This is a genomic window from Tomitella biformata AHU 1821 (genome assembly GCF_000524475.1).
In the GTDB taxonomy this organism is placed as follows: domain Bacteria; phylum Actinomycetota; class Actinomycetes; order Mycobacteriales; family Mycobacteriaceae; genus Tomitella; species Tomitella biformata.
Genome location: NZ_BAVQ01000003.1, coordinates 237,711 through 259,880, shown reverse-complemented (window position 1 = coordinate 259,880; position 22,170 = coordinate 237,711). Strand labels below are relative to the sequence as shown.

26 protein-coding genes and 2 tRNA genes are annotated in these 22,170 nt (G+C 68.5%); 12 read left to right on the top strand and 16 right to left on the bottom strand.

Features of this window, described 5'->3' with window-relative positions; genetic code table 11:
• Positions 1-107: 107 nt before the first annotated feature.
• The 4 genes from TBIF_RS25895 to TBIF_RS02185 form a co-directional block, all read right to left on the bottom strand.
• Complete coding sequence (locus tag TBIF_RS25895; protein WP_162835010.1) at positions 108-275, bottom strand: hypothetical protein; 168 nt, start codon at positions 273-275, stop codon at positions 108-110.
• 64 nt (positions 276-339) lie between these two features.
• Complete coding sequence (locus TBIF_RS25890; RefSeq protein WP_162835009.1) at positions 340-483, bottom strand: hypothetical protein; 144 nt, start codon at positions 481-483, stop codon at positions 340-342.
• A gap of 11 nt (positions 484-494) precedes the next feature.
• Positions 495-644 (bottom strand): hypothetical protein, encoded by a 150-nt coding sequence (locus TBIF_RS25885; RefSeq protein WP_162835008.1) that lies wholly within the window; start codon positions 642-644, stop codon positions 495-497.
• A 351-nt stretch (positions 645-995) separates the two neighbouring features.
• Positions 996-2,255: a PucR family transcriptional regulator gene (locus TBIF_RS02185; RefSeq protein ID WP_024793244.1), complete on the bottom strand. Its 1,260-nt coding sequence runs from the start codon at positions 2,253-2,255 to the stop codon at positions 996-998.
• A gap of 280 nt (positions 2,256-2,535) precedes the next feature.
• Here TBIF_RS02185 and TBIF_RS25585 point away from each other — a divergent pair, with 280 nt between their 5' ends.
• Positions 2,536-2,685 carry a hypothetical protein gene (locus TBIF_RS25585; RefSeq protein ID WP_158506303.1) on the top strand — a complete coding sequence of 50 codons (150 nt, stop codon included), beginning with the start codon at positions 2,536-2,538 and terminating at the stop codon, positions 2,683-2,685.
• A 37-nt stretch (positions 2,686-2,722) separates the two neighbouring features.
• Here the strand turns inward: TBIF_RS25585 and TBIF_RS22680 are convergent, their stop codons facing one another.
• The 5 genes from TBIF_RS22680 to TBIF_RS02155 all read right to left on the bottom strand — a co-directional run bounded on the left by TBIF_RS22680 (position 2,723) and on the right by TBIF_RS02155 (position 7,935).
• Positions 2,723-3,289: a nitroreductase family deazaflavin-dependent oxidoreductase gene (locus TBIF_RS22680; RefSeq protein WP_024793243.1), complete on the bottom strand. Its 567-nt coding sequence runs from the start codon at positions 3,287-3,289 to the stop codon at positions 2,723-2,725.
• A gap of 4 nt (positions 3,290-3,293) precedes the next feature.
• Positions 3,294-4,844 carry a succinyl-CoA:acetate CoA-transferase ScpC gene (scpC, locus tag TBIF_RS02170; RefSeq protein WP_024793242.1) on the bottom strand — a complete coding sequence of 517 codons (1,551 nt, stop codon included), beginning with the start codon at positions 4,842-4,844 and terminating at the stop codon, positions 3,294-3,296.
• A gap of 69 nt (positions 4,845-4,913) precedes the next feature.
• Positions 4,914-5,237, bottom strand: coding sequence for a branched-chain amino acid transporter permease (locus TBIF_RS02165; protein WP_024793241.1), 324 nt, complete (start codon positions 5,235-5,237; stop codon positions 4,914-4,916).
• Positions 5,230-5,907, bottom strand: coding sequence for an AzlC family ABC transporter permease (locus tag TBIF_RS02160; protein ID WP_024793240.1), 678 nt, complete (start codon positions 5,905-5,907; stop codon positions 5,230-5,232). The genes TBIF_RS02165 and TBIF_RS02160 overlap by 8 nt, the downstream gene beginning before the upstream one ends.
• Entirely contained in the window at positions 5,908-7,935 is a 2,028-nt protein-coding gene (locus tag TBIF_RS02155; protein WP_024793239.1) for a TPM domain-containing protein, read from the bottom strand.
• A gap of 97 nt (positions 7,936-8,032) precedes the next feature.
• On the opposite strand from TBIF_RS02155, the gene TBIF_RS02150 reads away from it, so the two are divergent.
• From TBIF_RS02150 to dnaG, 3 genes are read left to right on the top strand one after another with little or no spacing between them, the layout of a single operon-like run.
• Positions 8,033-8,683, top strand: a complete 651-nt coding sequence (locus TBIF_RS02150) for a YdcF family protein (protein ID WP_024793238.1) — start codon at positions 8,033-8,035, stop codon at positions 8,681-8,683.
• On the top strand, positions 8,680-9,945 hold the full coding sequence (locus TBIF_RS02145; protein WP_024793237.1) for a deoxyguanosinetriphosphate triphosphohydrolase: 1,266 nt from the start codon (positions 8,680-8,682) through the stop codon (positions 9,943-9,945). The genes TBIF_RS02150 and TBIF_RS02145 overlap by 4 nt, the downstream gene beginning before the upstream one ends.
• Before the next feature lie 17 nt (positions 9,946-9,962).
• A complete protein-coding gene (dnaG, locus tag TBIF_RS02140; RefSeq protein WP_024793236.1) occupies positions 9,963-11,924 on the top strand; it encodes a DNA primase in 1,962 nt (653 codons plus the stop codon).
• Between the two features lie 193 nt (positions 11,925-12,117).
• Here the strand turns inward: dnaG and TBIF_RS02135 are convergent, their stop codons facing one another.
• Positions 12,118-12,366 (bottom strand): hypothetical protein, encoded by a 249-nt coding sequence (locus TBIF_RS02135; protein ID WP_024793235.1) that lies wholly within the window; start codon positions 12,364-12,366, stop codon positions 12,118-12,120.
• A gap of 175 nt (positions 12,367-12,541) precedes the next feature.
• Between TBIF_RS02135 and TBIF_RS02130 the strand changes: the two genes are divergently transcribed.
• Positions 12,542-12,613: transfer RNA gene (locus tag TBIF_RS02130), tRNA-Asn, on the top strand.
• A 392-nt stretch (positions 12,614-13,005) separates the two neighbouring features.
• Positions 13,006-13,575: a hypothetical protein gene (locus TBIF_RS02125; protein WP_024793234.1), complete on the top strand. Its 570-nt coding sequence runs from the start codon at positions 13,006-13,008 to the stop codon at positions 13,573-13,575.
• 7 nt (positions 13,576-13,582) lie between these two features.
• Here the strand turns inward: TBIF_RS02125 and TBIF_RS02120 are convergent, their stop codons facing one another.
• A complete protein-coding gene (locus tag TBIF_RS02120; RefSeq protein ID WP_024793233.1) occupies positions 13,583-14,053 on the bottom strand; it encodes a TM2 domain-containing protein in 471 nt (156 codons plus the stop codon).
• Between the two features lie 129 nt (positions 14,054-14,182).
• Between TBIF_RS02120 and TBIF_RS02115 the strand changes: the two genes are divergently transcribed.
• The 6 genes from TBIF_RS02115 (at position 14,183) to TBIF_RS02090 (ending at position 17,233) form a co-directional block, all read left to right on the top strand.
• Positions 14,183-14,257: transfer RNA gene (locus TBIF_RS02115), tRNA-Ile, on the top strand.
• A gap of 136 nt (positions 14,258-14,393) precedes the next feature.
• A complete protein-coding gene (locus tag TBIF_RS02110; RefSeq protein ID WP_024793232.1) occupies positions 14,394-14,951 on the top strand; it encodes a dihydrofolate reductase family protein in 558 nt (185 codons plus the stop codon).
• Between the two features lie 54 nt (positions 14,952-15,005).
• Complete coding sequence (locus tag TBIF_RS02105; RefSeq protein WP_024793231.1) at positions 15,006-15,812, top strand: serine hydrolase domain-containing protein; 807 nt, start codon at positions 15,006-15,008, stop codon at positions 15,810-15,812.
• Positions 15,813-15,863: 51 nt separating this feature from the next.
• Complete coding sequence (locus tag TBIF_RS02100; protein WP_024793230.1) at positions 15,864-16,226, top strand: YidH family protein; 363 nt, start codon at positions 15,864-15,866, stop codon at positions 16,224-16,226.
• A 13-nt stretch (positions 16,227-16,239) separates the two neighbouring features.
• Positions 16,240-16,572: a DUF202 domain-containing protein gene (locus TBIF_RS02095; protein ID WP_024793229.1), complete on the top strand. Its 333-nt coding sequence runs from the start codon at positions 16,240-16,242 to the stop codon at positions 16,570-16,572.
• 148 nt (positions 16,573-16,720) lie between these two features.
• Entirely contained in the window at positions 16,721-17,233 is a 513-nt protein-coding gene (locus TBIF_RS02090) for a DUF3145 domain-containing protein (protein ID WP_024793228.1), read from the top strand.
• Between the two features lie 5 nt (positions 17,234-17,238).
• Here TBIF_RS02090 and TBIF_RS02085 read toward each other — a convergent pair whose 3' ends face one another.
• The 5 genes from TBIF_RS02085 to acpM form a co-directional block, all read right to left on the bottom strand.
• The gene (locus tag TBIF_RS02085) at positions 17,239-18,231 is read right to left on the bottom strand and encodes a TIGR03617 family F420-dependent LLM class oxidoreductase (RefSeq protein WP_024793227.1); all 993 of its coding nucleotides are present in this window, start codon (positions 18,229-18,231) and stop codon (positions 17,239-17,241) included.
• A gap of 104 nt (positions 18,232-18,335) precedes the next feature.
• Entirely contained in the window at positions 18,336-19,064 is a 729-nt protein-coding gene (locus tag TBIF_RS02080; protein ID WP_024793226.1) for a polyprenol monophosphomannose synthase, read from the bottom strand.
• Between the two features lie 55 nt (positions 19,065-19,119).
• Positions 19,120-20,541: an acyl-CoA carboxylase subunit beta gene (locus tag TBIF_RS02075; RefSeq protein ID WP_024793225.1), complete on the bottom strand. Its 1,422-nt coding sequence runs from the start codon at positions 20,539-20,541 to the stop codon at positions 19,120-19,122.
• 88 nt (positions 20,542-20,629) lie between these two features.
• Positions 20,630-21,877 carry a KasA/KasB family beta-ketoacyl-ACP synthase gene (locus TBIF_RS02070; RefSeq protein ID WP_024793224.1) on the bottom strand — a complete coding sequence of 416 codons (1,248 nt, stop codon included), beginning with the start codon at positions 21,875-21,877 and terminating at the stop codon, positions 20,630-20,632.
• Positions 21,874-22,146 (bottom strand): meromycolate extension acyl carrier protein AcpM, encoded by a 273-nt coding sequence (gene acpM, locus TBIF_RS02065; RefSeq protein ID WP_024793223.1) that lies wholly within the window; start codon positions 22,144-22,146, stop codon positions 21,874-21,876. Before acpM ends, TBIF_RS02070 begins: the two co-directional genes overlap by 4 nt.
• Positions 22,147-22,170: the final 24 nt, after the last annotated feature.

Sequence of the window (22,170 nt, the reverse complement as noted above, 5' to 3'; positions counted from 1 at the left end):
GGTCGGCTGCGCGGCGCATGTCGACGCCGTGAGACAGAAGTGAAGGGGTTCCGCTCAAAAAATCTGAGCGGGACCCCTTCATACTGTCTGGCGCGGATTGATTGATGCTAGGTGGCGCTGCCGAGGCTCTCTGAGTCGAAGCTGCCGAGTCCGGTGCTGCCGAGACCGCTGCTCCCGACGCCGCCCATGGCGAGTGCATTGCTGCTGCCCGCGCTGAAGAGCTGGACGATTACGTTGATGACAACGGGGTCGCCGGTGAGTGGAATTGTGGGCACAGGGAGACCTGCTTTCTGTTGCGCGAATGGATGGGAATGCGAGCGTGCGGGACGGCGTGGTTTGTCAAGATCCGCCGACGCTGCTGAATTGAAGACTGCCGGCGCTGCCGAACGACACCAGGGGGCCGGCGCTGCCGAGGCCGAGTGCGCTGGCGAGAGAGCCAAAGTCGATAACCAGGCTGCCCTGGATGTGCTGCGGGTTGATCACGGTGATTCCTGTCAGGGCACGGACACGGGCGTGGTGGTATCTTCGCCGCCGCCGAGGATCGGGGAGTTATTGGTGTAGAGGAAGCTGCTGCCCGCGTTGAATGCCTGCAGGACGGTGTTCAAGACGACGGCCAACGCGCCGGTGGTTGGTGCGGCGATCATATTTTTTGCTCCTGGTCTCAGCGGGGACGGCGGTGTGGTCACCCCTCGCGTGGTGGGGGCGAGAGCGGGGCCCTGTGCGAAGGATTTCGCACAGGGCCCCGAAAGCGTCCCTAGGAGACGCCGCCGCCATCCGTCGAGCCGGTGCCGGTGCTGCCCGCGTTGAACAGCTGCAGGATCGTGTCGACGAAGACACCGAGGAGTGCGTTATCCTGACCATTGATCATGTTGTTCCCCTTTTTCGTTACAGGTTAGCGCGGTGATTTGCGCCACACTTTTTATAGCCCGTCGCTGTGGGGAAAAGTGGGTTTGGGGCGTCCGGGGTGGGTGGTTACTAGTGGGTCATGTGAATTCTCACAATTTGACTGGACGACTGTCCGTATCGGTGCTGCCGAAGGCCAGCGAGATCATTGCCCCGCGCAGTTTGATCAACTCGGAGGGCAGAGTCGGGTCCAATCCGGTCAGGTGGGCGATGCGCTTGATCCGGTTGTCCACGGTGTTCGTGTGCAGGCCCAGTACCGACGCGGTGCGCTGCCGGTGCTGGTCGTTCGCCAGGTGCACGGACAGCGTCTGCAGCAGCTCCGGGTTGCTGTCGAGTGGCTTGAGCAGGTTGATCAGGCTGTCGCGGCCGGGGCCGCTCCGGGTCAACTGGTACTCGAGCGCGAGGTCCTGCATCCGGTATGACTGCGCCGGCAACCCCAGCCGCCGGACTAGGTGCGCCAGCTCGCGGGTGGTGGCCTGGGCGTCGGCGACGTCCGCGAGCGCGGCGTCCTCGCCAATGGCCGTGATCGGCACCCCGATCTTGGCCTGCGCCTGGCGGACGACCTCGCACACTGATTCCCAGTGGGGAGTGCCCTCGATGAGGACTAGGCCGCGCTGCGGAGCGGGGGCCTCGAGCAGTGCCGCCCCGAAGTGGGCGGCGATCGTGGCTTGCGCCGCGGAGAGGTCACGGTAGGCCTGGATGCGCTGGTGCGCGCTGTCCCGGGCACCTGGTCGAGGCTGCGGCAGGCTCACGAGGAGCCGTAGGACGAGATACCGGGGTGCGAGCTCGATGCCCAGCTGCAACGCGAGCTGGGTCGGATCGTCGCCATCCAGCATGGCCTTGACGAGGGCGCCTGCGGAGTGCTCCTCGAGCTGCGTGCCCGCGGGGGTCGCCGCCAGGTAGCTGACCGAGACGAAGGAGTGAAGTCGTTGCGCGAATGTGAACAGCAGGTGGTTGAGCTCCTTCAGATTGGCGGTGTCCTCGGCGTCCGCTCGGCTGAGGATGAGATTGCGAAAGGTGCTGATGCCCTCGTCGGTCAAGGTGAGGATGGCGCTGAGCGGGACGCCCTTGCGAGCTTGTCGGACAGTCAGCGTGTGGATGCTGTCCAGGTCGCGGTCGGTGGGGAGCATCCTGTGGTCCAAGAGCCGGATCGCCAGTTGTAGCCCCTGCGCGGTCACCGCGACCAAGTCCTCATGCACGGATTCCATGTGGAAGGACTTGAAGATCGGGTTGGCGCGGGAGAAGTGCGTCATAAGATCGGCCGCCAGCGGGACGAAGTCGCGGACCGCAGTGGAGGCGGGCTCGCCTCCTAGCGTGAGCGGACCCGGGGTGTTCAGTGGCGCAGGGGACATTTGGGCAGGCCTCCTCTAGGCAAGTGCTTCGCGCGGCGCGATGGCCGCCGGCTCGGCGCGTCACAGAGTGCGGATCTCGCCGCAGTGGCCAAATTTGGCGGACATATTCGCCGCTAACATCTGGCGTTCCCCATTACGCCCAGCGTTGTGATGTCTACCACATGAACGGTCGTCTAGCTATCAAATGTACCAATGAGGCTTGCCGACCTGCGGCTTTAGGCCCGCTACAGCTATACGATCGACCAACTGTGATTGTGTTGCGAGTGAAGGGGAGAGGGCCGTGGTGAGGGAGAGCGATCGAGAAAGCGTGCAGGCCGATAGGCGGGCGACGCAGTTGCATGAGGCTCGCCGGGCGCGGGATCGGTTGCGCCGCGTCCGGGAGGCTGAGTTCCTGGTGGGGATGGGGGTGCTCGCCAGCGACGTTCGGTAGGCGCACCAGCGACGCCCCCATGGCCGTTTGGCGGGGATTAGGCCGAGCGCAGGCCGTCCTCGTCCAGGGTGTCCGGGCCGAGATCGGTCGAGGTCAGAGGCTCCAGCATGAACATCCGGAACTCGCGCCCGCCGGCGATGCGCAACTCCATCTCATAGCCGGGCCAGTAGTGCACGATGCCCTCCCACAGCCGATCGCGTTCCTGGCCGGCCAGCGGTCGGACACTCATCCGGCGGCTGACGGCGCCCAGCTTCACCTCTGCCTCGTGGGCGGCAAGCAGGTTCACCGACCACACCGGGTTCTTCGGCCGGCCCCAGTTGGACCCGGTGACGATGTATGAATCGCCGAGGGGCACGCACAGCAGCGCCGTCGTCCGGGGGAGGCCCGTCTTCCGGCCCGGCACGGTGAGCTGCAATGACGCGAGGCCCGCGATGCCGACGAGGCTCACCCGATTATTGGTCCAGGAACGCAGGCGGCTCTCGAGCCAGATGATCGCCGGCGCCAGCCGCATCAGCGTCTCGTGCCTACCCAGCCAGCGGGCGAGGATCGAGAGCGGATTGCGGGGGCGGCGGACACCGTGCGAGGGCGGGGCGTGCTGGGTCATCGGGCTAGCGTACGGCCATCGATCCCGTGTCGAGGTATCGCTGGTGGAATGCGAGCGCCTCGCCGAGCAGGTGCGGAGTGTTGCCGGGGGTGGGGGAGGCCTCGGCGCGCCCCACGTAGTCCAGCAGCTGGTCCTTGAAATCGGGGTGCGCGCACCTCTCGATCACCACGCGGGATCGCTTGCGGGGCGAGAGTCCGCGCAGGTCGGCCAGGCCCTGCTCGGTGACGATCACCTGCACGTCGTGCTCGGTGTGGTCCACGTGCGGGACCATCGGCACGATCGACGAGATGGCGCCGCCCTTCGCCGTGGAGGGGCTCATGAACATGGACAGGTAGCCGTTGCGGGTGAAGTCGCCGGAGCCGCCGATGCCGTTCATGATCTTCGTGCCCATCACGTGCGTGGAGTTCACGTTGCCGTAGATGTCGGCCTCGAGCATGCCGTTCATCGCGATGATCCCGAGGCGGCGCACCAGCTCCGGGTGGTTGCTGATCTCCTGCGGACGCAGCACGATGTGCTTGCGGTAGAAGTCGATGTTGTCGACGAGCTCGTCGATGCCGGCGTCGGAGAGTGCGAGGGATGTCGCCGACGCGTACTCGACTGTGCCGTGCTTGATCAGGTGCAGCATGCCGTCCTGGATGACCTCGGAATAGCAGGTCAGCCCCTTGAACGGTCCGGCGTCGAGGCCCTGTAGCACGGCGTTCGCGACGTTCCCGACGCCTGACTGCAGCGGCAGCAGGGAGCCCGCGGGCAGTCGGCCGGCGGCGACCTCGTAGCTGAAGAAGTCCAGCACGTGTGCGGCGATGGCCTGGCTCACCGCGTCGGGCATGGTCAGGGGGCTGGCGCTGTCGCGCGCGTTGGTCTCGACAATCGCGACCACCTTGTCCATGTCGACCCGCAGGGTCGGTTGCCCGATGCGGTCCGACACGGCGCGCAGCGGGATCGGCTTGCGGTGCGGGGGCAGCGCGGTCTCGTAGTAGACGTCGTGAATGCCGGTCATCTCGGCAGGCACCCAGGAGTTGACCTCGAGGATGACCTTGTGGGCCACGTCGAGCCAGGTCTTGTTGTTTCCGATAGAGGCCGACGGGATCAGCTCGCCGTCTTCGGTGATGCCGGCGATCTCCACCACGGCGACGTCGACCTCCCCGTAGTAGCCCTCCCACACCTGCTGGGCGACGTGCGAGAGATGGATGTCGACATAGTCCATCCGGCCGCTGTTGATGTTGCGGCGGGCTGTGGCCTCCGACTGGTACGGCATGCGCAGGGCAACGCCGTCGATCTCCGAGAGCAGCCGCTCGGTCTCGGTGGACACCGACGCGCCGGTGAGCAGATTGATGGTGAAATTCGTACCGGTGCCGCGGACGCGGTGGATGCGCTCCGCCAGGGCCGGGATCAGGGCCTTGGGGGTGCCCGCGCTGGCGAATCCGCTGATCGCGACGGTGTGGCCGGGCTCGATAAGCTCCGCAGCGGCCGCCGCGGACATGATCTTCCCGCGGGCCGCGGAGTGGCTGATCCGCGAGGAGACGGGGGCGGGGCGGTTCTGTACATGCGCAGTCACGGCAAGAAGGATAGTTGCACCCGAAAGCCCCGCGTACACCGACTTGCTTGACCATTCAATGGTTGAGAGTCATGCCACAGTCTCGAGGAGCAGCATATACGTGCCGGTGCCCGCGACGATGCTGAGCAGCGCGCTCCTTCGCCACACTTGCAACCCCACCGTCAGCGCCAGTGCGGCGGCCATCGGGCCCCACGAGGAGGCCGCGGCTGTCACCGGGCTCAGCGTGTACGCCGTCAGGATCAACATGATGCCCAACGGCATGTGCACGCCCAGATACGCCAGCAGCGCGGAGGAACGGACCGGGGCGATGAATGCGAACGGCAGCGCCCGCAGCGCGAACGTCACGATGAGGATTACCGCCAGCGCGGCGAGGAGATAGCCGGTGCTAGGCACGGCGGGTCGCCCAGTACCTGATCAGCAGTGCCGCGGTGAAGATCGCCATCGCGACCAGCAGCATCTGCTCGCGGGCCAGCACCAGTGCGGCCAGTGCGCTCAGCAGCGCCAACACCGGGGTGGGGATGTCCCGTTTTACTCGGAACGCGTCGATAGCCAGCACGGCGAACAGCGCGGTCAGCGCAAACTCCAGGCCCTGCAACTCGCCGGGCAGCGCGGCGCCGAGCAGCGCGCCGACGATTCCGCCGCCGACCCAGTAGACCTGGCACAGCACCTGGATCCACAGGATGCGCGAGCTGCTCAGCGACTCCGGATCCTTCGTGGCGGCCACGGCATAGGCCTCGTCGGTGAGCGCGTACATCGAGTACGCCTTCGCCGCGCGCCCGCGCACCCGGTGCAGCGGGAAGGACAGGCCGTAGAACACGTGCCGGAAGTTCACCATGAGGCTGGCCACCGCGACGGAGGCCAAGGGCGTGACGGCGATCAGCATGCCGATGGCCAGGAACTCGAGCGAGCCTGCGTAGATCGTCATCGAGAAGATCGGGGCCCACCACCACGGCAGGCCGGATTGGACGAGGAGCAGGCCGAAGGCCAACCCCAGCGGGACGAGGCCGAAGCCGACGGCCGCGGTATCGCGCGCGGCCGTCGTCAGGTCAGAGCGGGGGCGCACCTAGAATCGGCCGCCCCCGCCGCCGAATCCGCCCCCGCCGCCGCCACCAAATCCGCCGCCGCCTCCACCGCCGAATCCGCCACCACCGAATCCACCGCCACCACCGCGTAGCACCGAGTTGATGAGGATGCCGCCGAGCACGGCGCCGGCCACGTTTCCGCCGCCACGGCCGCGGCCGCCGCCGAAGTTCGACGGGCCCTGCTGGTTTTGCCAGCGGTTCACGTCGTTCTGAGCCAGCTGCAGCGCCTGCTCAGCGAGGGTGCCGGCGCCCTGGGCGTGTTGCAGCGCCAGCGGGGGGTCGCTCGCCCGGATGCGGGTGGCCTCGGCCAGGTACCGCTGCGCCTCGGAGAGCCGGGTGCGGGCCTCGGCGCCGACGCCGCCGCGGCGGGTGCCGATGAAGTCGGCGGCCGCGTGCACCCGCGCGTTCGCGGCGGTCAGCGCCTGTTCGAGCAGCCCGCGCAGGCGGTGCCGTTCGGCGGCCTTCTCGGAAACGATCGCGCGCAGGGCGTCGAGCTTGGCGTCGGTGTCGAACACCCGCAGATAGGAGCCGAGCGGATCTGTCGCCCCGTCAGCCGCGGCGATGGCGTCCAGCACTGCGGTGCGGGCCGAGTCCACGGTGCGGCGCCGGGCCGGGTCGAGGATCTGACCGGACTCGAGCATTTGGCCGGCCTCGTCGGCGCCTTCCTGGGCGTCCACGATCGTGTCCGGAAGATCTGCGATGGCCTGCCGGATATCGGCGTCGGCGCTCGCGATCGCGTCGAGCAGCTGGCCCGCCTGGTCCAGTGCGGCCTCGGCTGCGCGGATGGACGCCACGGCCGGGCCCTGCGCGCCAGCGGGGCGGGAGAGGACCTCGCGCGCCGCGGTGATGTTGTCATCGGCGAAGCTCACGCGCTCGTGCGCCATCTCGAGGTTGGGGGCGATGGAGGCAAGCGCCGACGGGGCGAACTGGTCCTGCAAACGTGCGAGATTCGACGTGGAGCCGTCGAAGCGGGCGGTGACGGCGACCATCTTCTGGGTGAGCGCGTCGAGCCGGGTGGGCGCGTTGATGAGCAGGTCCCGCATCTTGTCGAATTCCGCGGACTGCGCGTTGAGCTCTGAGTTGGCCCGGTCGGTCTGGGTGAGCAACTCGGTGAGCATCGCGCGGCGCTGCGCGGCGGTCTCGGGGATAGCGTCGTCGAGGTGCTGGCGGATGCCGAAGGCCGCGGCCAGCGCCTGCTGCGCGTTGTCCAAAGCCACCCGGAACGGCTCCGTCTGCTTGGCGCCGAACTCGTCGACCGCGAGCTCGAGCTCCTCCGCGCTGGTCCGCACGGCGTTGTCCGTCTCCACGAGGAGGTCGCGGGCCCGCTGGTCCAGGGCGTCCACGGAGAGCGCGTCCAGCGCCCGGGGATCGGACAGGTCGGCATCGCGTGCGGCGGCGATCTCCGCGGCGGCCCGCTTGCGCTTACGCAGCGTGGCCCACAGGAACACGCCACCGAAGACGACCACCAGGACGACCAGCACCCAGATCAGCCCGGAGCTGCCCCCGCCGGACTTCGCGCTGGCGATGCCGGTGGCTGCGCCGGTCGCCGCGCCCGGCCAATCCTTCTTCGCGAGCGCGGGGGTGATGTCGTCTTCCCGGATCGACCGCTGCGCCGAGTCGCTGAGACTGGCCGTGCCGGACGTCGGCACCGCCAGATAGAACGCGCGATCGCCGGTGGCGACGGCCAGCATGATGGCGTTGTCGCCGAGCTGGCTCATCTGGTAAGTCTGCCGCGCCCATTGCTCGTTGGTCTGGCCGTCGAAACTGTCGACGTACACCACCCACAGCTGGATCTTCGTGTCGCTGTACAGCTTGTCGATCGCCGCCTGCACCTCGGCGGTGCTGCCGCCCAGCGAGCCGTTGGTGTCCGTGATCTGGGTCGGCATGTTCAGGGGGGCCTGGGCCGTCGCCATCCCGGGGGCCAGGAGCGTGAGCAGGAGCCCCAGCAAGATCGCGAGCGCGGCGAGTGGGCGAGTCCGGGAGAGGGGGCGTCGTGCGGCGTGGGGCATACCGTGAAATCTAGCCGCAGGTGATGCTTCGCGCATATTACCGCCGCGCCGCGCGCGCTCGGCGGCACCCACATGGCGCCTGGCAGACTGGTCCGCGATGAGTACAGGACTGGGTTTCGGGGGCACCATCGCCCGTTGGCTTCGACGCGGCATAGCCGGCGCGCTGATCGTCTCGGCGGTGCTGGTGTGCGGCGCTGCCTTCCGGGTGTGGCAGGTGGCCCGGATCGACAACTTCACGCCGGCCGGCGCCGTGCTGGTGCTGGGCGCGGCGCAGTACAACGGGGTGCCCTCCTCGGTGTTCGCGGCGCGCCTGGACCGCGGCGCCGAGCTGTTCAAGGACGGCGTCGCCCCGCTCGTGGTCACTGTGGGCGGCAAGCAGCCGGGCGACGTGTACACCGAGGCCGAGGCTGGCAAGAACTATCTCGTCTCCCACGGCGTGCCGGCAGACCGCGTGATCCCCGTGAGCGAGGGCTCCGACACGCTCGAGAGCATCGACCGGGTGGCGGACGAGCTGCATGCGCGGGGCGTCAATTCGGTCGTCATCTCGTCGGACCCCTGGCACTCGCTGCGTGCCCGCACTATGGCGCGCGACGCCGGCCTGGAGGCCTGGACGGCGCCGACGCGCACCGGCCCCGCAGTGTACACCCGCGATTCGCAGCTGCACGGCATCGTCCGGGAGACGGGCGCGCTGCTGTGGTACCAATTGACCCATTTCTCCGCCGACTTCCCGGATGTGGTTGACCAGTGAGCACGTACTCCGAGTTGGACCTCGAGCGCATCGGCGACGAGGGGCCCAAGACCGCCGGCCTGGCCGGCGCCAGCCGCGAGCACCGCAGCGAGTTCGCGCGGGACCGCGCGCGCGTCCTGCACAGCGCGGCCTTGCGCCGGTTGGCCGACAAGACCCAGGTGGTCGGCCCGCGCGATGGCGACACCCCCCGCACCCGGCTCACCCACTCCCTCGAGGTCGCCCAGATCGGCCGCGGCATCGCCAACGGCCTCGGCTGCGACCCCGACCTGGTGGACCTCGCAGGCCTGGCCCACGACATCGGGCACCCGCCCTATGGGCACAACGGCGAGCGCGCGCTCGACGAGGTGGCGCGCGATTGCGGCGGCTTCGAGGGCAATGCCCAGAATCTGCGGATCCTCGCACGGCTCGAGCCGAAGGTGCTCGACTCCGAGGGCCGGAGCATCGGGCTCAACCTCACCCGCGCGGCCCTCGACGCGGCCATGAAATACCCCTGGACCCGGCCCAAGCCCGGCGCGAAGTTCGGGGCGTACGACGACGACGCGGACGTGCTGGCCTGGGTCCGCAAGGGCGCGCCCGAGCAGCGCCAGTGCATCGAGACGCAGGTCATGGACTGGGCCGACGACGTCGCCTACTCCGTGCACGACGTCGAGGATGGCGTGATCGCCGGCCGGATCGACCTGCGCGCGCTGGCCGACCCCGTCGAGCAGCGGGCACTCGCCGAGATGGGCAGCCGCGAGTTCTCCGGGCCCTCCGTGGATGAGCTGATCGCGGCCGCCCAGCGGCTCTCCGAGCTGCCCGTCGTGCGCACGATCAAGGGGTATGACGCGACACTGGCCTCTTCCGTGGCGCTCAAACAGATGACCAGCGAGCTCGTGGGCCGGTTCGCGTCGGCCGCGGTCGCCGGCACCCTCGACGTGACGGGAGAGCGCCGCCTCACCCGCTACGACGCGGACCTGTGCGTGCCACCGATCGTCGAGGCCGAGGTGCTTCTGCTCAAGACCGTCGCCCTGCGCTATGTGATGTCGGACCCCGGCCACCAGCGCCGCCAGGACCGTGAACGCGAGCGCATCCACCGGCTGTCCCAGTGGCTGCTCTCGGCCGCGCCCGGCTCGCTGGACCCGATGCTGGCCGCGGACTGGGAGCGCGCGCGGTCCGACGCCGACCGCGTGCGGGTGGTCGTCGACCAGATCGCGTCCTATACCGAGAGCCGCCTCGAACGGATCGACAAGGTCAGCCGCGAGGACCAGGCGGGCTGGGGCTAACCACTAGACTGCACGACGTGGCCGGCCGAATCCCTGAACGTGACATTGCCTCGATCCGTGAGCGCGTCCGGATCGAGGAGATCGTTGGCGACTACGTGTCGCTGCGCAGCGCCGGATCGGACTCGATGAAGGGGCTCTGCCCGTTCCACGACGAGAAGTCGCCGTCGTTCCACGTGCGCCCCAACCACGGGCACTACCACTGCTTCGGCTGCGGCGAGGGCGGCGACGTCTTCACGTTCCTGCAGAAGATGGAGCACGTCAGCTTCGTCGAGTCCGTGGAGCAGATGGCCGAGAAAATCGGCTACACCATCAACTACGAGGGCGGCGGGGCCACGATCCGCCGCGACCGCGGCACCCGCAGCCGGCTCGTCGCCGCCAACGCCGCCGCGCAGGCCTTCTATGCCGAGCGGCTGACCATGCCCGACGCGCAAGCGGCCCGCGACTACCTCACCGGGCGGGACTTCGACATGGCGGCCGCGGTGCAGTTCGGCTGCGGCTTCGCGCCCGCCGGCTGGGACCTGCTCACCAAGCACCTGCTGATCCAGGGCTTCGAATTCGCGGAGCTCGAGGCGGCGGGGCTGTCCCGGCAGGGCAAGCGGGGGCCGATGGACCGCTTCCACCGCCGCCTGCTGTGGCCCATCCGCAACCTGGCCGGCGACGTCATCGGCTTCGGCGCGCGCCGGCTCTTTGACGATGACATGATGACCGCCAAATATGTCAACACCCCAGAGACGTTGCTGTACAAGAAGTCCCAGGTGCTCTTCGGCCTGGACCTGGCCAAGCGCGAGATCTCCAAGCGGCACCAGGCCGTTATCGTCGAGGGCTACACCGATGTCATGGCGATGCACCTGGCGGGCGTGCCGACCGCCGTCGCGTCCTGTGGCACAGCCTTCGGTGATGACCACCTGACGCTGATCCGCCGACTCCTGATCGACGATAACCACTTCCGCGGCGAGATCATCTACACCTTCGACGGCGACGCCGCCGGGCAAGCCGCCGCGCTCAAGGCGTTTGACGGCGACCAAAAGGTCGCCGCCAAGACGTTCGTCTCCGTCGCCCCTGAGGGCAAGGACCCGTGTGAGCTGCGCCAGGAGTCCGGCGACGCCGCCGTGCGCGACCTGATCGCGCGACGAGTGCCGATGTTCGAGTTCGCGATCCTGTCCATGCTGGCCGGCATCGACCTCAACACCGAGGAGGGGCGCGTCGAGGCGCTGAGCCGCGCCGTCCCCATCGTGGCCCGCATCAAGGACTCCGCGCTGCGCGACGGCTACGCCACTAAGCTCGCCGACCACTGGGTGGGCTGGCCCAACATCCCCCAGGTGGTCAGCCGCGTGCGGCAGATGGCGCGTGGCGGCGCGCGCGGCCGCGGCCGTGGCCCCGTGGCAGCGACCGAGCAGCCCGCGCAGACCAGCCGCATCCCCCGGCCCAACCCGCGCGACCCCGCGCTGTGGCCGCAGCGCGAGGCGCTCAAATCGGCGCTGCAGGAGCCGGCCATCGCGGGCACGGTATTCGACTCGTTGCCGCCGGAGAGCTTCACCCACCCCGCCTATGGCGCACTACGCACCGCCATCGAGGACGCTGGGGGCACCGCAGCAGGCTTGGGCGGGGCCGAGTGGGTGGAGGCCGTCGGGGCGGCGGGCGTCGCGACCGTCGAGCAGTACCAGGCGGGGGACGACACCACCGCCGAGATCGGCAAGGCCACGGGGGAGCAGCTGCGCTCGCTGGTCACCGAGTTGGCCGTCGAGCCCATGCGCGTGGCCGAGGTAGACGTGCCGCGCTATATCGGCGGGGTCCTGGCACGTTTGCAGGAGGTGTGGGTCGGCAACCAGATCGCGGACCTGAAATCGCGGTTGCAGCGCATGTCCCCGTCCGAGAGCCCCGATGAGTACCGGGCGCTGTTCGGCGACCTGGTCGCGCTGGAGCAGTACCGACGCGGGCTGCTGGACCAAGCCGTGGGCGCGCGCGAGGACAGCTACTAGGGCCCTTTGCGGATTGGCTCTCGAACATGAAGAAGATTCCCTGATTTTCGAGGAAACCGTCAATCTTCTTCACGTTCGAGGAAATCGCTCTCGAATGTGAAGAAGATTCACCGAATATCGAGAAGACTGTCAATCTTCTTCATGTTGGCGGAGCGCCCAGCAGGTTGCGGCTCTGCACGTGGTGGCGGCCGGATCAGTCCGTGCGGTCTTTGTCCTCGGGGATATAGACCGACGTGAGCCCGTCGATGGGCTCGATCTTGGTGAACTTCGGCTCAGTGCTGAGCGCCTCCGACAGCTTCCGGCGGCCGGTGCTGATGGCGGCGCGGGTGGCGGGGTTGGTCGCGACCGCCTTTGCGACGCCGCTGATCTGCTCATACCGGCGGCGTCCAGCCTTGGTCCCGAGGACGTAGCCGGCGCCCGCCGCGACAAGGATCCCGATCATCGAAGCCCAACCTCCCGCATATAGATGTCGTGGTGTTCAGGTTTTACTGCCGTCGGCCAGCGTAGTGGACCGGGGCAGAAGGCGTTGGCTGCCTGCTTCGGGGAGGGACGATTTGGCATCTACCCCGGGTCATGAGTTAGAGTCTGACAGCGGCCGCACAAGAGCGGCAGAGCATTCCCCCGTAGCTCAACGGCAGAGCATTCGACTGTTAATCGAAGGGTTACTGGTTCGAATCCAGTCGGGGGAGCAGAGGGAAACTCCAGGTGAGAGCACGAATCACCTGGGGTTTTCTTGTATCTAGAGGGTCAGGCGGCTCGTTCGGTCTGGAGGTGAGTGATCCCCACCTCACTTCGACATCGGCCACTGTCGTCCCCACACGGACCGGCGCACGCTCATCGAGCTCGCCTGGTATCCGCAGACTCGAGCGGTCAGGGTTTGCCACGGGACCTGTTCGAGGCGCTAACGGTCATGGCAGGGGCCCAGCGGGGTCGTTGGTGTTGTCGGGAACGTCGTCGCCGAACGCAACGCGAACCTGTGCCGGCAGTGGGGCAGGTGGGACCCGGACCCATAACCTGACGGATGATGAGTCCGCCGGGCGTGTGGGTCACGGCAGGGGAAACCAGGGCACGAGAGGCGAGGATGCGGGCGAGGTTCGGCTGGGTGGTAGCGGCGGTGGTGCTGACCACTGGCTGCGCGACGGACGTCTCGCCGACAACGAGCCCGCAGGAGCCCTCTGCGCCCACTCAGGGCCTCGAGGCGCCGCTGAACCCCGCCGCCCCAAAGGAAATCGGCGAACTCGGCGGGATCGGTTGCGACGACACCGATGCCCGCGCCTGCGACCTGGAGTTCGCGGTCACCGATATCGAGCCGGGGTTCCAGTGCCCGGGTGTGGGCGTGGCGCCCGGAACACAATTGGTGCGGTTCACCGTGGCTGCTACGACGCGGGGCGTGTTCACCTACCCCGAGCGGCTCATCGGCGGCATTCTAGAGGCGCGAAACTGGGGCGTTGTGGACCAGGACGGCGTATTTGCAGACCGGCCAGAATTCGCGGACTGCGCCGAGACCGATTGGGGGCTGGCTGGGCTGGGCCCGGGTCGGCAGGAACAGGGGACTGCGGTGCTGGTGGCGCCGATCGGGGCGCGGGCACTGCGGCTAGAGGCGGCGCAGGCGGGGGCCGCCGGCTGGGAATGGCAGATCCCCAGCCGATGACCGTCGTCTATCGAAGCAAGCGGCCCATGCCATCCCGTGGATTTCCGGTGAGCAGGACGATGCCGTCGATCAACGGCCAAATCCAGGCGACGGACAGCCAGAATCCCAGGGTGATGATGGTCAACAAGATGTTGGCAAGCAGCTGCGCGACCCCGAGGCCCGTGTTCCCGGCATAGAAGCGGCCGACCCCGAAGTAGCCGAGGAAGATCGACAGCAGCCCTGCCGCGACCTTCGACTTGTCCGAGAGCGGCTGGCCGGTGACCGGATGGAACCCGTACGGCGCGGACATGGCGGGAGGCGCGAACTGCTGGGCGTAGGCAGGCCCAGTTTGGGGGTAGCTGGGCTGGGTGTATCCGACCGGCGGGTAGCTGGCCGGCGGATATTGCCCCTGCGGGAACAGCGGCGCCTGGCCGGGATACGACGGCTGGTTGAACCCAGACTGGCTCGGGTCCTCCTGCCAGAGATCGGGATTCGACACAGTGCGGATTCCTTTCATGCGAGGTTCCCATTTGTACCACCACCGTCAGACAAACTCTGTTCCGTCGGCGGGGCGCGTTGGGATGCGCAGCACATCTTGTAGTGTGATCGCTCGGAGTCGTATTGGCTCGGGGCAGTAGCTCAGCTGGTCAGAGCAGCGGACTCATAATCCGTCAGGTCGTGGGTTCGAGCCCCACCTGCCCCACCGCTCTCGAACGTCCGCGCCGCCTCGTCGTATCCACTGCCACAAGCGGCGTGACAGGCACTGGCAATGGCCGGCACCCGGTCGTATTCTGAGTCGATATCGCGCGGTCCCGCGGAACCGCGGAAGGGACATCGACATGGCGAAACTGATCTACACCGGCATCTGCTCCATCGACGGCTACATCGCCGACCCGTTGGGTGAGTTCAACTGGAGCGCGCCGACCCCGCAGGTGCACGCGTTCATCAACGACCTCGAGCGGCCGGTCGGTGCCTGTCTCTATGGCCGTCGGCTCTACGAGGTGATGGCGGTCTGGGAGGACATGCCGCTGGACGGGTTGTCGGCGGAGGAGCAGGATTACGCGCAGGTGTGGCGGGCGACGGAGAAGGTGGTGTTCTCGCGGACCCTCGGTCACGCGGCCAGCGCGCGGACACGGATCCAGCGCGAGTTCGAGGCGGAGTGGGTCCGGCGATTCGTCGCCGAGTCGCCCACCGATGTCGGCATCGGCGGCGCACAGCTGGCGGGGCACGCGATCAGGGCGGGTCTGGTGGACGAGTTCCAGCAGTTCATTTACCCGGTGCACGTTGGCGGAGGCAAGCGGCTCCTGCCCGACGGCGTGCGTTTCGACCTCGAGCTGCTCGACGAGCGGCGGTTCGACAACGGTGTCGTCTATCTGCGCTACAGCCTCCGCAGGTGATTTCGCCGGGACGTGTACGTGGAGGGCGCGGAGCCCGTCTCCTATGATGCCGTTGTGAACCCCCTCAATGCGATTGCCTCCTGGCCGGTCGACAACGCCGCGGCCGCCGTGATCACCCGAGATGGCCAGACGACGATGGGAGACCTGGACAAGGTCTTCGAGCTGGCATCGGTGACCAAGCTGCTCGTCGCCTACGGGGCGCTGCTGGCGGTGGAGGAGGGCGTCATCGAGCTGGACCAGCCTGCCGGCCCCGAGGGCTCCACTGTCCGGCACCTGCTGGCGCACGCGTCGGGCCTGGGCTTCGCAGATCGGACGGTGGAGGCGCTACCGGGGGAGCGGCGCATCTACTCCAGTGCGGGCTTCGAGGTGTTGGCGGAGCTGATCTCGGCGGAGTCCGGCATCGTGTTCGCGGACTATCTGGCCGAGGCGGTCTTCGAGCCGCTTGGCATGGCCAGCACGACGCTGTGGGGCGTGGCGGGGCACGAGGCGCGCTCGAGCGTGGCGGACCTGTCGAGGTTCGCCCTGGAGCTGCTCAACCCCGTCCTGGCGCATCCGCTGACGGTCGCGGACGCCACCACGGTGCAATTCCCGGGCCTCGACGGCATCTTGCCCGGCTATGGCCGGCAGCGGCCCAACGATTGGGGGCTCGGCTTCGAGATTCGCGGGGAGAAGTCCCCGCACTGGACGTCCGCCGAGAACTCGCCGCGCACATTCGGGCACTTCGGTCAGGCGGGCACCTTCCTATGGGTGGACCCGGACCTGGGGATTGGGACGGTGGTGCTCACGGACCGGCCGTTTGGCGCATGGGCGAAACCGCTGTGGGCCAGCTTGAGCGACGATGTGGTTGGCCAGTCCAGATGACGACCGGCCGAGACGAGAGGGCAGGGCAGACACCGTGAACGAGGTCGCACGATGAGCGGGCAGATCGGCGACGCGGCGGAGCCGATCGAGCGCGAGCCCGACTACCGCTTCACCCTGGCCAATGAGCGCACATTCCTGGCCTGGATCCGCACGGCGCTAGGGCTGGTCGCCGGCGGCGTGGTGGTGCACCAGCTCATCGAGCCGCTGAAGAACTCGGCCGCGCGCACCGTGATCGCGCTCGGCTGCGTGGTGCTGGCGATCCTGGTCTCCGGGGCCGCGTACTTCCACTGGCGGTCGGTGCAGCAGGCGATGCGGCGCAGCGAACCGCTGCCGGGCTCGCTGCTGGTGCCGGTGCTGGCGATCGGGACCTCCATCATCGCGGTTGTGGCCCTCGTCGCGGTCGTCTTGATGTGACCGTGGTGCTGATATGACGGCGGCGCCGGATATCGACCCCGGCCTGCAGCCGGAGCGCACCGCGTTGTCGTGGCGGCGCACGGCCCTCGCCGCCCTGGTGGTCGCCGCGCTGATGCTCCGACAGGCCGCGTCGGTCGGCACCGATGTGGCCGCGCTCGCCCCCCTGGTGGGCGTCGGAATCCTGCTGGTCCTGGCGCTGGCCTGCTATCGCCGGGGCAACAGCCTCAGCCAGGGCCGGATCGGCCCGTCCAACACCCTCGCGCGCCGCCGCGTGATGGCGGCGACGTCGATCGCCGTGGCGCTGGGTGCGCTCTCCGCCGCGCTGATCACCCTCATGCCGACCTGAGCCGTTCTGGGCCTCCGCAGAATTTCCCCCTGGCACCACTCCTGCCACACTGGTAACTTGGTTAACGCATAGCACAAGCGCAGTGCCAATCTCGGAACGACACGAGGCCGTTGGGGAAGACGTCCCTCGTCTAAGCCGGAGGTTGAAAGTGCGCACGTTGAACCATTTTGCAGACGCGACGTCTGGTGTGGTCTATATCCACTCGTCGCCCGCTGCGTTGTGCCCGCATGTGGAATGGGCGCTCGCCGGGGTGCTCGACGCGGTCCCAGGACTGGCGTGGAGCCCCCAGCCAGCCGCGCCCGGATCCCTTCGCGCCGAAAGCAATTGGGTGGGCCCAGTCGGCAGCGGCGCGCGACTGGCCGGAGCCTTGCGTCAATGGCCGCTCCTGCGCTTCGAGGTCACCGAAGACCCCAGCGAGGGCATGGACGGCGAGCGCTACAGCCATGTGCCCGGGCTAGGACTCTGGCGGGGCAACACCAGCGCATGCGGGGACGTCGTGCTCGGCGAGCAGCGCCTGCGGGCGATGATCGAGGGCGGCTCGCGCAATCTGGCGGCAGACCTTGCCCAGGCACTGGGCGCGGCCTGGGATGAGGAGCTCGAGGAATTCCGCAGCGGCGGGGATGGTGCCGAGGTCTCCTGGCTGGCGCGCCGCGTCGGCTGAGCCACTCAGCCCCGCAGCACCGCCAGCGCCCTCGCCATGAGCAGATCCTCGCCCGGGTCCACCGGCGGAGCGATCACGAGCCCGTCGGCAAGCGCGCCGTAGCGGCCCGCCAGTAGCTGAGGCAGCTCGGGGTAGGAGGCGGTGGGCGCGATCGCGTCGAGCATCGCATCGTCCACGACGGCGGCCATCTCCGACCACTCGCCCGCGCGGCTGAGCAGATGCAGCCGATCTGCCCGATCGGCCATGCCGAGCCGCTCAAGCGCACCGCGATAGGCGGGCGTCGAATAGAGGAAGGCCAGCGATCGGCGCTTGGCCTCCCGGTTGAGGGCGATCGCCGCCGGGTCCGCGCCGCTGACGTACTGCGCAGAGGCGATCACCGCCGCGGAGCCGTGCGCGCGCACCGCCGCGGACGCCTCTGCGAGCACCGCCGGCAATGCGCCGGTGGGGTGGGTGATCAGCCCGTCGGCCACGGTGCCCGCCAACGCGCACATGGCCGGGCCGATCCCGCCGAGGTAGACCGGGATGGTGGGGCAGGCGATGGGACCTGGGTTGAAGTACGGCTGCAGCCGGGTGAACTTATAGTGCGCGGAGTCGAAGCGCAGCGGGCCGCCGTCCTGGAACGCGGTCCAGATGGCGCGCAGCGCACCGACGTAGTCGCGCATCCGGCCCACGGGGTCGGACCAGGGCACGCCGTAACGGCCCTCGATGTTGGGTCGCACTTGCGTGCCGAGGCCCAGTTCGAAGCGGCCGCCGGAGAACTGCGCGAGATCCCACGCGGCCAGGGCCAGCACCATGGGGCTGCGTGGGAAGGCGACGGTCACCGCGGTGCGGACGGTCAGCGCCGTGGAGCTCTGCAGCGCGAGCAGCGCCACCATCATGGAGTCATGCGTGGTCTCCGGGACGTGGATGCCGTCGTAGCCGAGTTGTTCGATCCGGGACACCGTGGCGGCCACCTCGGCCAGTGGTAGTTGCGCGTCTAGCGGCGCGAAGACTCTCATGGGGCTGACGTTATCGCGGACAGCCCTCTGGCCTCGGCGAGCTTCCCAATGGGGGTGGGGGTGGTCGGCCCCCAACTGGAGGCCGACCGCTCCTAGTGCGGGGGCTACTTGCCGAAGCGCAGCTTCCACGGCATCTTGGCGGATTCGAGCTGCACGGCCATGGTCATCTTGGAGGCGCCCTCGACACGCTCCTCGAACCGGATGGGCACCTCGACGATGCGCATTCCGCGCTGGACCGTGCGGTAGTTCATCTCCACCTGGAAGGAGTAGCCGCCGCTCTCGATGGTGCTGAGGTCGATGCGGCGCAGGGTGTCGGACTTCCACGCCTTGAACCCGGCGGTGGCATCCTTGACGCCCAGTCGCAGGATCGCGTTGACGTACAAGTTCGCGCCCGCGGAGAGCAGCTTGCGATGCCAGGCCCACTCCTCGGCGACGGAGCCGCCGGGGACGTAGCGGGAGCCGATGACCATTGCGGCGTCGGTGGTGGTGAGGGCCTGGACCATGATCGGCAGCACCGACGACGGGTGCGAGAGGTCGGCGTCCATCTGGATGACGATGTCCGCGCCCTCGTCCATCGCCTGGGTCATGCCCGCGATGTAGGCACGGCCGAGGCCGTTCTTCTCCGTGCGGTGCAGCACCCGGATCGGCAGGCTGGATGTGGTGGTGAGCTCATCCGCGACCTGGCCGGTGCCGTCCGGGGAGTTGTCGTCGACCACCAGCAGGTTCAGGCCCGGTAGCTCGAGCTGCTCGAGGGCCTGCACCAGCTGGGGCAGGTTCTCCCGTTCGTTGTATGTGGGCACAACGATGGTCACCTTGGGGGTGTTGTTAGTCACTTGCTTCCTTGCGATCGCTGGGGCGCTAAGCCTCTGGCCGCGCGGGTCTAAAAAGTCAGAGGGGAATGTTGTTGTGGCGGCCCCGGCGCTCCGGGGCCTTCGCTAGCGCTGCGGCAAGGATACTTCGTGTCCTCGCGGGGTCGATCACCTCATCGACAACCCCGATCTCCACTGCCTTCGCCACCCCGCCCGCCATCTCCTCGTGCTCGGTCGCCAACCGGTCCTGCAGCGCCTCGCGCTCATGGTCGGGGGCGGCGGCGAGGGCACGCTTGTGCAGGATGCCGACGGCCGCCTTCGCGCCCATCACCGCCACCTCGGACTCGGGCCAGGCGTAGACGGCGGTCGCGCCGAGGGCGCGGGAGTTCATCGCGATATAGGCGCCGCCGTAGATCTTGCGGGTCACCAGCGTGACGCGGGGGACCGTCGCCTCGCCGAACGCGTGCAGCAGCTTCGCGCCGCGGCGCACGACGCCCTCCCACTCCTGGCTGACGCCGGGCAGGTAGCCAGGCACGTCCACGACGACGACCAGCGGGATGCCGAACGCATCGCACAGCCGCACGAACCGGGCGGCCTTCTCGGCGCTCTCGGAGTTCAGGCAGCCGCCGAGGCGCAGCGGGTTGTTGGCGACCACGCCGACGCTGCGGCCAGCGAGACGGCCGAGGCCGGTGACGATATTGCGCGCCCACTTGCCCTGGAACTCCTCGAAGCTGGACTCGTCCAGGAGGTTCTCGATCAGCGGGTGCACGTCGTAGGCGCGGCGGGGGGAGGCCGGCAGCAGGGACTTCAGGTCCATGTCGGTGGCCTCGGCGCGGGCGCGGTCGAAGTGGCCGGGCTGGGCGAAGAGGGAGACGAGGTTGCGGCCGCGGGCGAACGCGTCGGGCTCGCTGTCCGCGACAATGTGGCAGACGCCGGACTTCTGGTGGTGGGTCGCGGGCCCGCCGAGGGCGAGCATGTCGACCTGCTCGCCGGTGACGGATTTGACGACGTCGGGCCCGGTCACGAAGACGCGGCCCTCTGGGGCCATGATCACGACGTCGGTGAGCGCGGGGCCGTACGCGGCGCCGCCGGCCGCGAAGCCGACGACGACGGAAATTTGGGGGATGTGCCCGGACGCGCGGATCATGGCCTCGAAGACCAATCCGACGGCGTGCAGGGCCTCGACGCCCTCAGCGAGGCGAGCACCGCCGGAGTGCCAGATGCCGACGATGGGGGACTCCTCGTCGATGGCGAGGTTGTAGGCGTCGACAATGTGGCGGCAGCCGGCCACACCCATCGCGCCGCCCATGACGGTGCCGTCGGTGCAGAAGGCGATGGTGCGCACGCCGCCGACCTCGCCGACCGCGGCAAGGACGCCGGACTTGTCGCGGGGGTGCAGCACCTGCGTGGTGCCGGCGTCGAACAGCATGTCGAGGCGGCCCAGGGGGTCGCGGGGATCCTGCCGGGAGTCGGTGCCCTGTCCTGGTGCGAGAAGAGTCATTGCGTTCTCCTAGTGCATTCCGGGTGTGGGCCGTGGGGCCCGGCGGACGGTGGGGGCCCGGTTGGGCCCCCACCTGTTGCCTGGTCGATCAGACGCGGCCGAATGCGATGGCCACGTTGTGCCCGCCAAATCCGAACGAGTTGTTGATCGCCACATCGACCTGGCCGTGCCGGGCGCTGCCCGAGACCACATCGAGGTCGATCTCCGGATCCTGATTCTCGAGGTTGAGAGTCGGGGGGATCACGCCCTCGCGCAGGCTCATGACGGTGAGGACCGCCTCCAGCGCGCCGACTGCGCCGATCGAGTGCCCGAGGGCGCTCTTCGGGGCGTAGACGGACGGGTGCTTGCCGATCGCTGTGTGGATGGCGCGGGCCTCCGCGAGGTCGCCGACACCGGTCGAGGTGGCGTGGGCGTTGATGTGCCCCACCTCGGCCGGGGTGACGCCGCCGTAGCGGATCGCCTTGCTCATCGCCCGAGCCGCGCCCGCGCCATTGGGGTCGGGCGCCACAATGTGGAACCCGTCCGACGTGGTGCCGGCCCCGAGGACTCGAGCGTGGATGGTCGCGCCGCGGGCCCGGGCGTGATCCTCACGCTCGAGCACCATGATTGCCGACGCCTCGCCCATGACGAAGCCGTCGCGACCGGAATCGAACGGCCGTGACGCGCCCGCCGGGTTGTCGTTGCGGGTGCTCATCGCGCGCATCATGGAGAAGCTGGCGATGGGCAGCGAGGTGATCTTGCCCTCGACGCCGCCGGCGATCATCACGTCGGCCTCGCCCATGGCGATCATCCGCCAGGCCATGGCCACGGCCTCAGAGCCGGATGCGCAGGCGGAGACGGGGGTGTGGACGCCGGCGCGGGCGCCGACCTCCAGCCCCACGGCCGCTGCGGGACCATTCGGCATGACCATCGGCACGGCGATCGGCGAGACCTTGCGGTACCCGCCGGCATCCAGCGCGGCGGTGGTGGCGAAGAGCGTCTCCGTGCCGCCGAGCCCGGTGCCGATCGCGACGCCGAGCCGGTCCTTGTCGACCTCCGGCGAGCCCGCCCCGGCCCAGGCATCGCGGCCTAGGACGACGGCGAGCTGCTGGATGTAGTCCAGCCGGCGGATCTCAATTTTCTTGAGACGGTCCGCCGGGTTCATCTTGAGCTGACCACCGAAGTGCACCGGCAGGTCGGACTGCGTCATCCAGTCCTCGGTGATGGTGGCAATGCCGCTTTCGCCCGCGAGCAGCCCCTTCCAGGTGCTGTCCAGATCAGGCGCTAGCGCAGTCGTGATCGCCATCGACGTCACAACAACCGGGTGCAGCGAAAGGGAGTTCACGGGAGAGCTCACTTGCCCTCGACCGAGGCACCCTCGGCGTCAAGCTTCTCGACGTAGGCGACGACGTCGCCGACGGTGCGCAGGCTGGCAAGCTCCTCATCGGGGATCTTGATGCCGTACTTGTCCTCGGTCTGGACGGCGATCTCGACCATCGACAGCGAGTCGATGTCCAGGTCGTCTACGAAGGACTTCTCCAGGGTGATCTCCGACGGCTCGATGCCGGTGACCTCCTCGATGATCTCGGCGAGGTTCTGAACGATCTCATCTTTGTTGACAGCCACGATGTGGTCCCTTCATTTCTTTAA

Excerpts from the sequence above, each read along its gene's own strand:
- TBIF_RS02085 (WP_024793227.1), bottom strand. The coding sequence starts at position 18,231 with ATGAGAGTCTTCGCGCCGCTAGACGCGCAACTACCACTGGCCGAGGTG.
- TBIF_RS02075 (WP_024793225.1), bottom strand. The coding sequence starts at position 20,541 with ATGACTCTTCTCGCACCAGGACAGGGCACCGACTCCCGGCAGGATCCC.
- TBIF_RS02185 (WP_024793244.1), bottom strand. The coding sequence starts at position 2,255 with ATGTCCCCTGCGCCACTGAACACCCCGGGTCCGCTCACGCTAGGAGGC.
- TBIF_RS02150 (WP_024793238.1), top strand. The coding sequence starts at position 8,033 with ATGAGTACAGGACTGGGTTTCGGGGGCACCATCGCCCGTTGGCTTCGA.
- TBIF_RS02110 (WP_024793232.1), top strand. The coding sequence starts at position 14,394 with ATGGCGAAACTGATCTACACCGGCATCTGCTCCATCGACGGCTACATC.
- TBIF_RS02095 (WP_024793229.1), top strand. The coding sequence starts at position 16,240 with ATGACGGCGGCGCCGGATATCGACCCCGGCCTGCAGCCGGAGCGCACC.
- TBIF_RS02135 (WP_024793235.1), bottom strand. The coding sequence starts at position 12,366 with ATGATCGGGATCCTTGTCGCGGCGGGCGCCGGCTACGTCCTCGGGACC.
- TBIF_RS02100 (WP_024793230.1), top strand. The coding sequence starts at position 15,864 with ATGAGCGGGCAGATCGGCGACGCGGCGGAGCCGATCGAGCGCGAGCCC.
- TBIF_RS22680 (WP_024793243.1), bottom strand. The coding sequence starts at position 3,289 with ATGACCCAGCACGCCCCGCCCTCGCACGGTGTCCGCCGCCCCCGCAAT.
- TBIF_RS02155 (WP_024793239.1), bottom strand. The coding sequence starts at position 7,935 with ATGCCCCACGCCGCACGACGCCCCCTCTCCCGGACTCGCCCACTCGCC.
- TBIF_RS25885 (WP_162835008.1), bottom strand. The coding sequence starts at position 644 with ATGATCGCCGCACCAACCACCGGCGCGTTGGCCGTCGTCTTGAACACC.
- TBIF_RS02125 (WP_024793234.1), top strand. The coding sequence starts at position 13,006 with ATGCGGGCGAGGTTCGGCTGGGTGGTAGCGGCGGTGGTGCTGACCACT.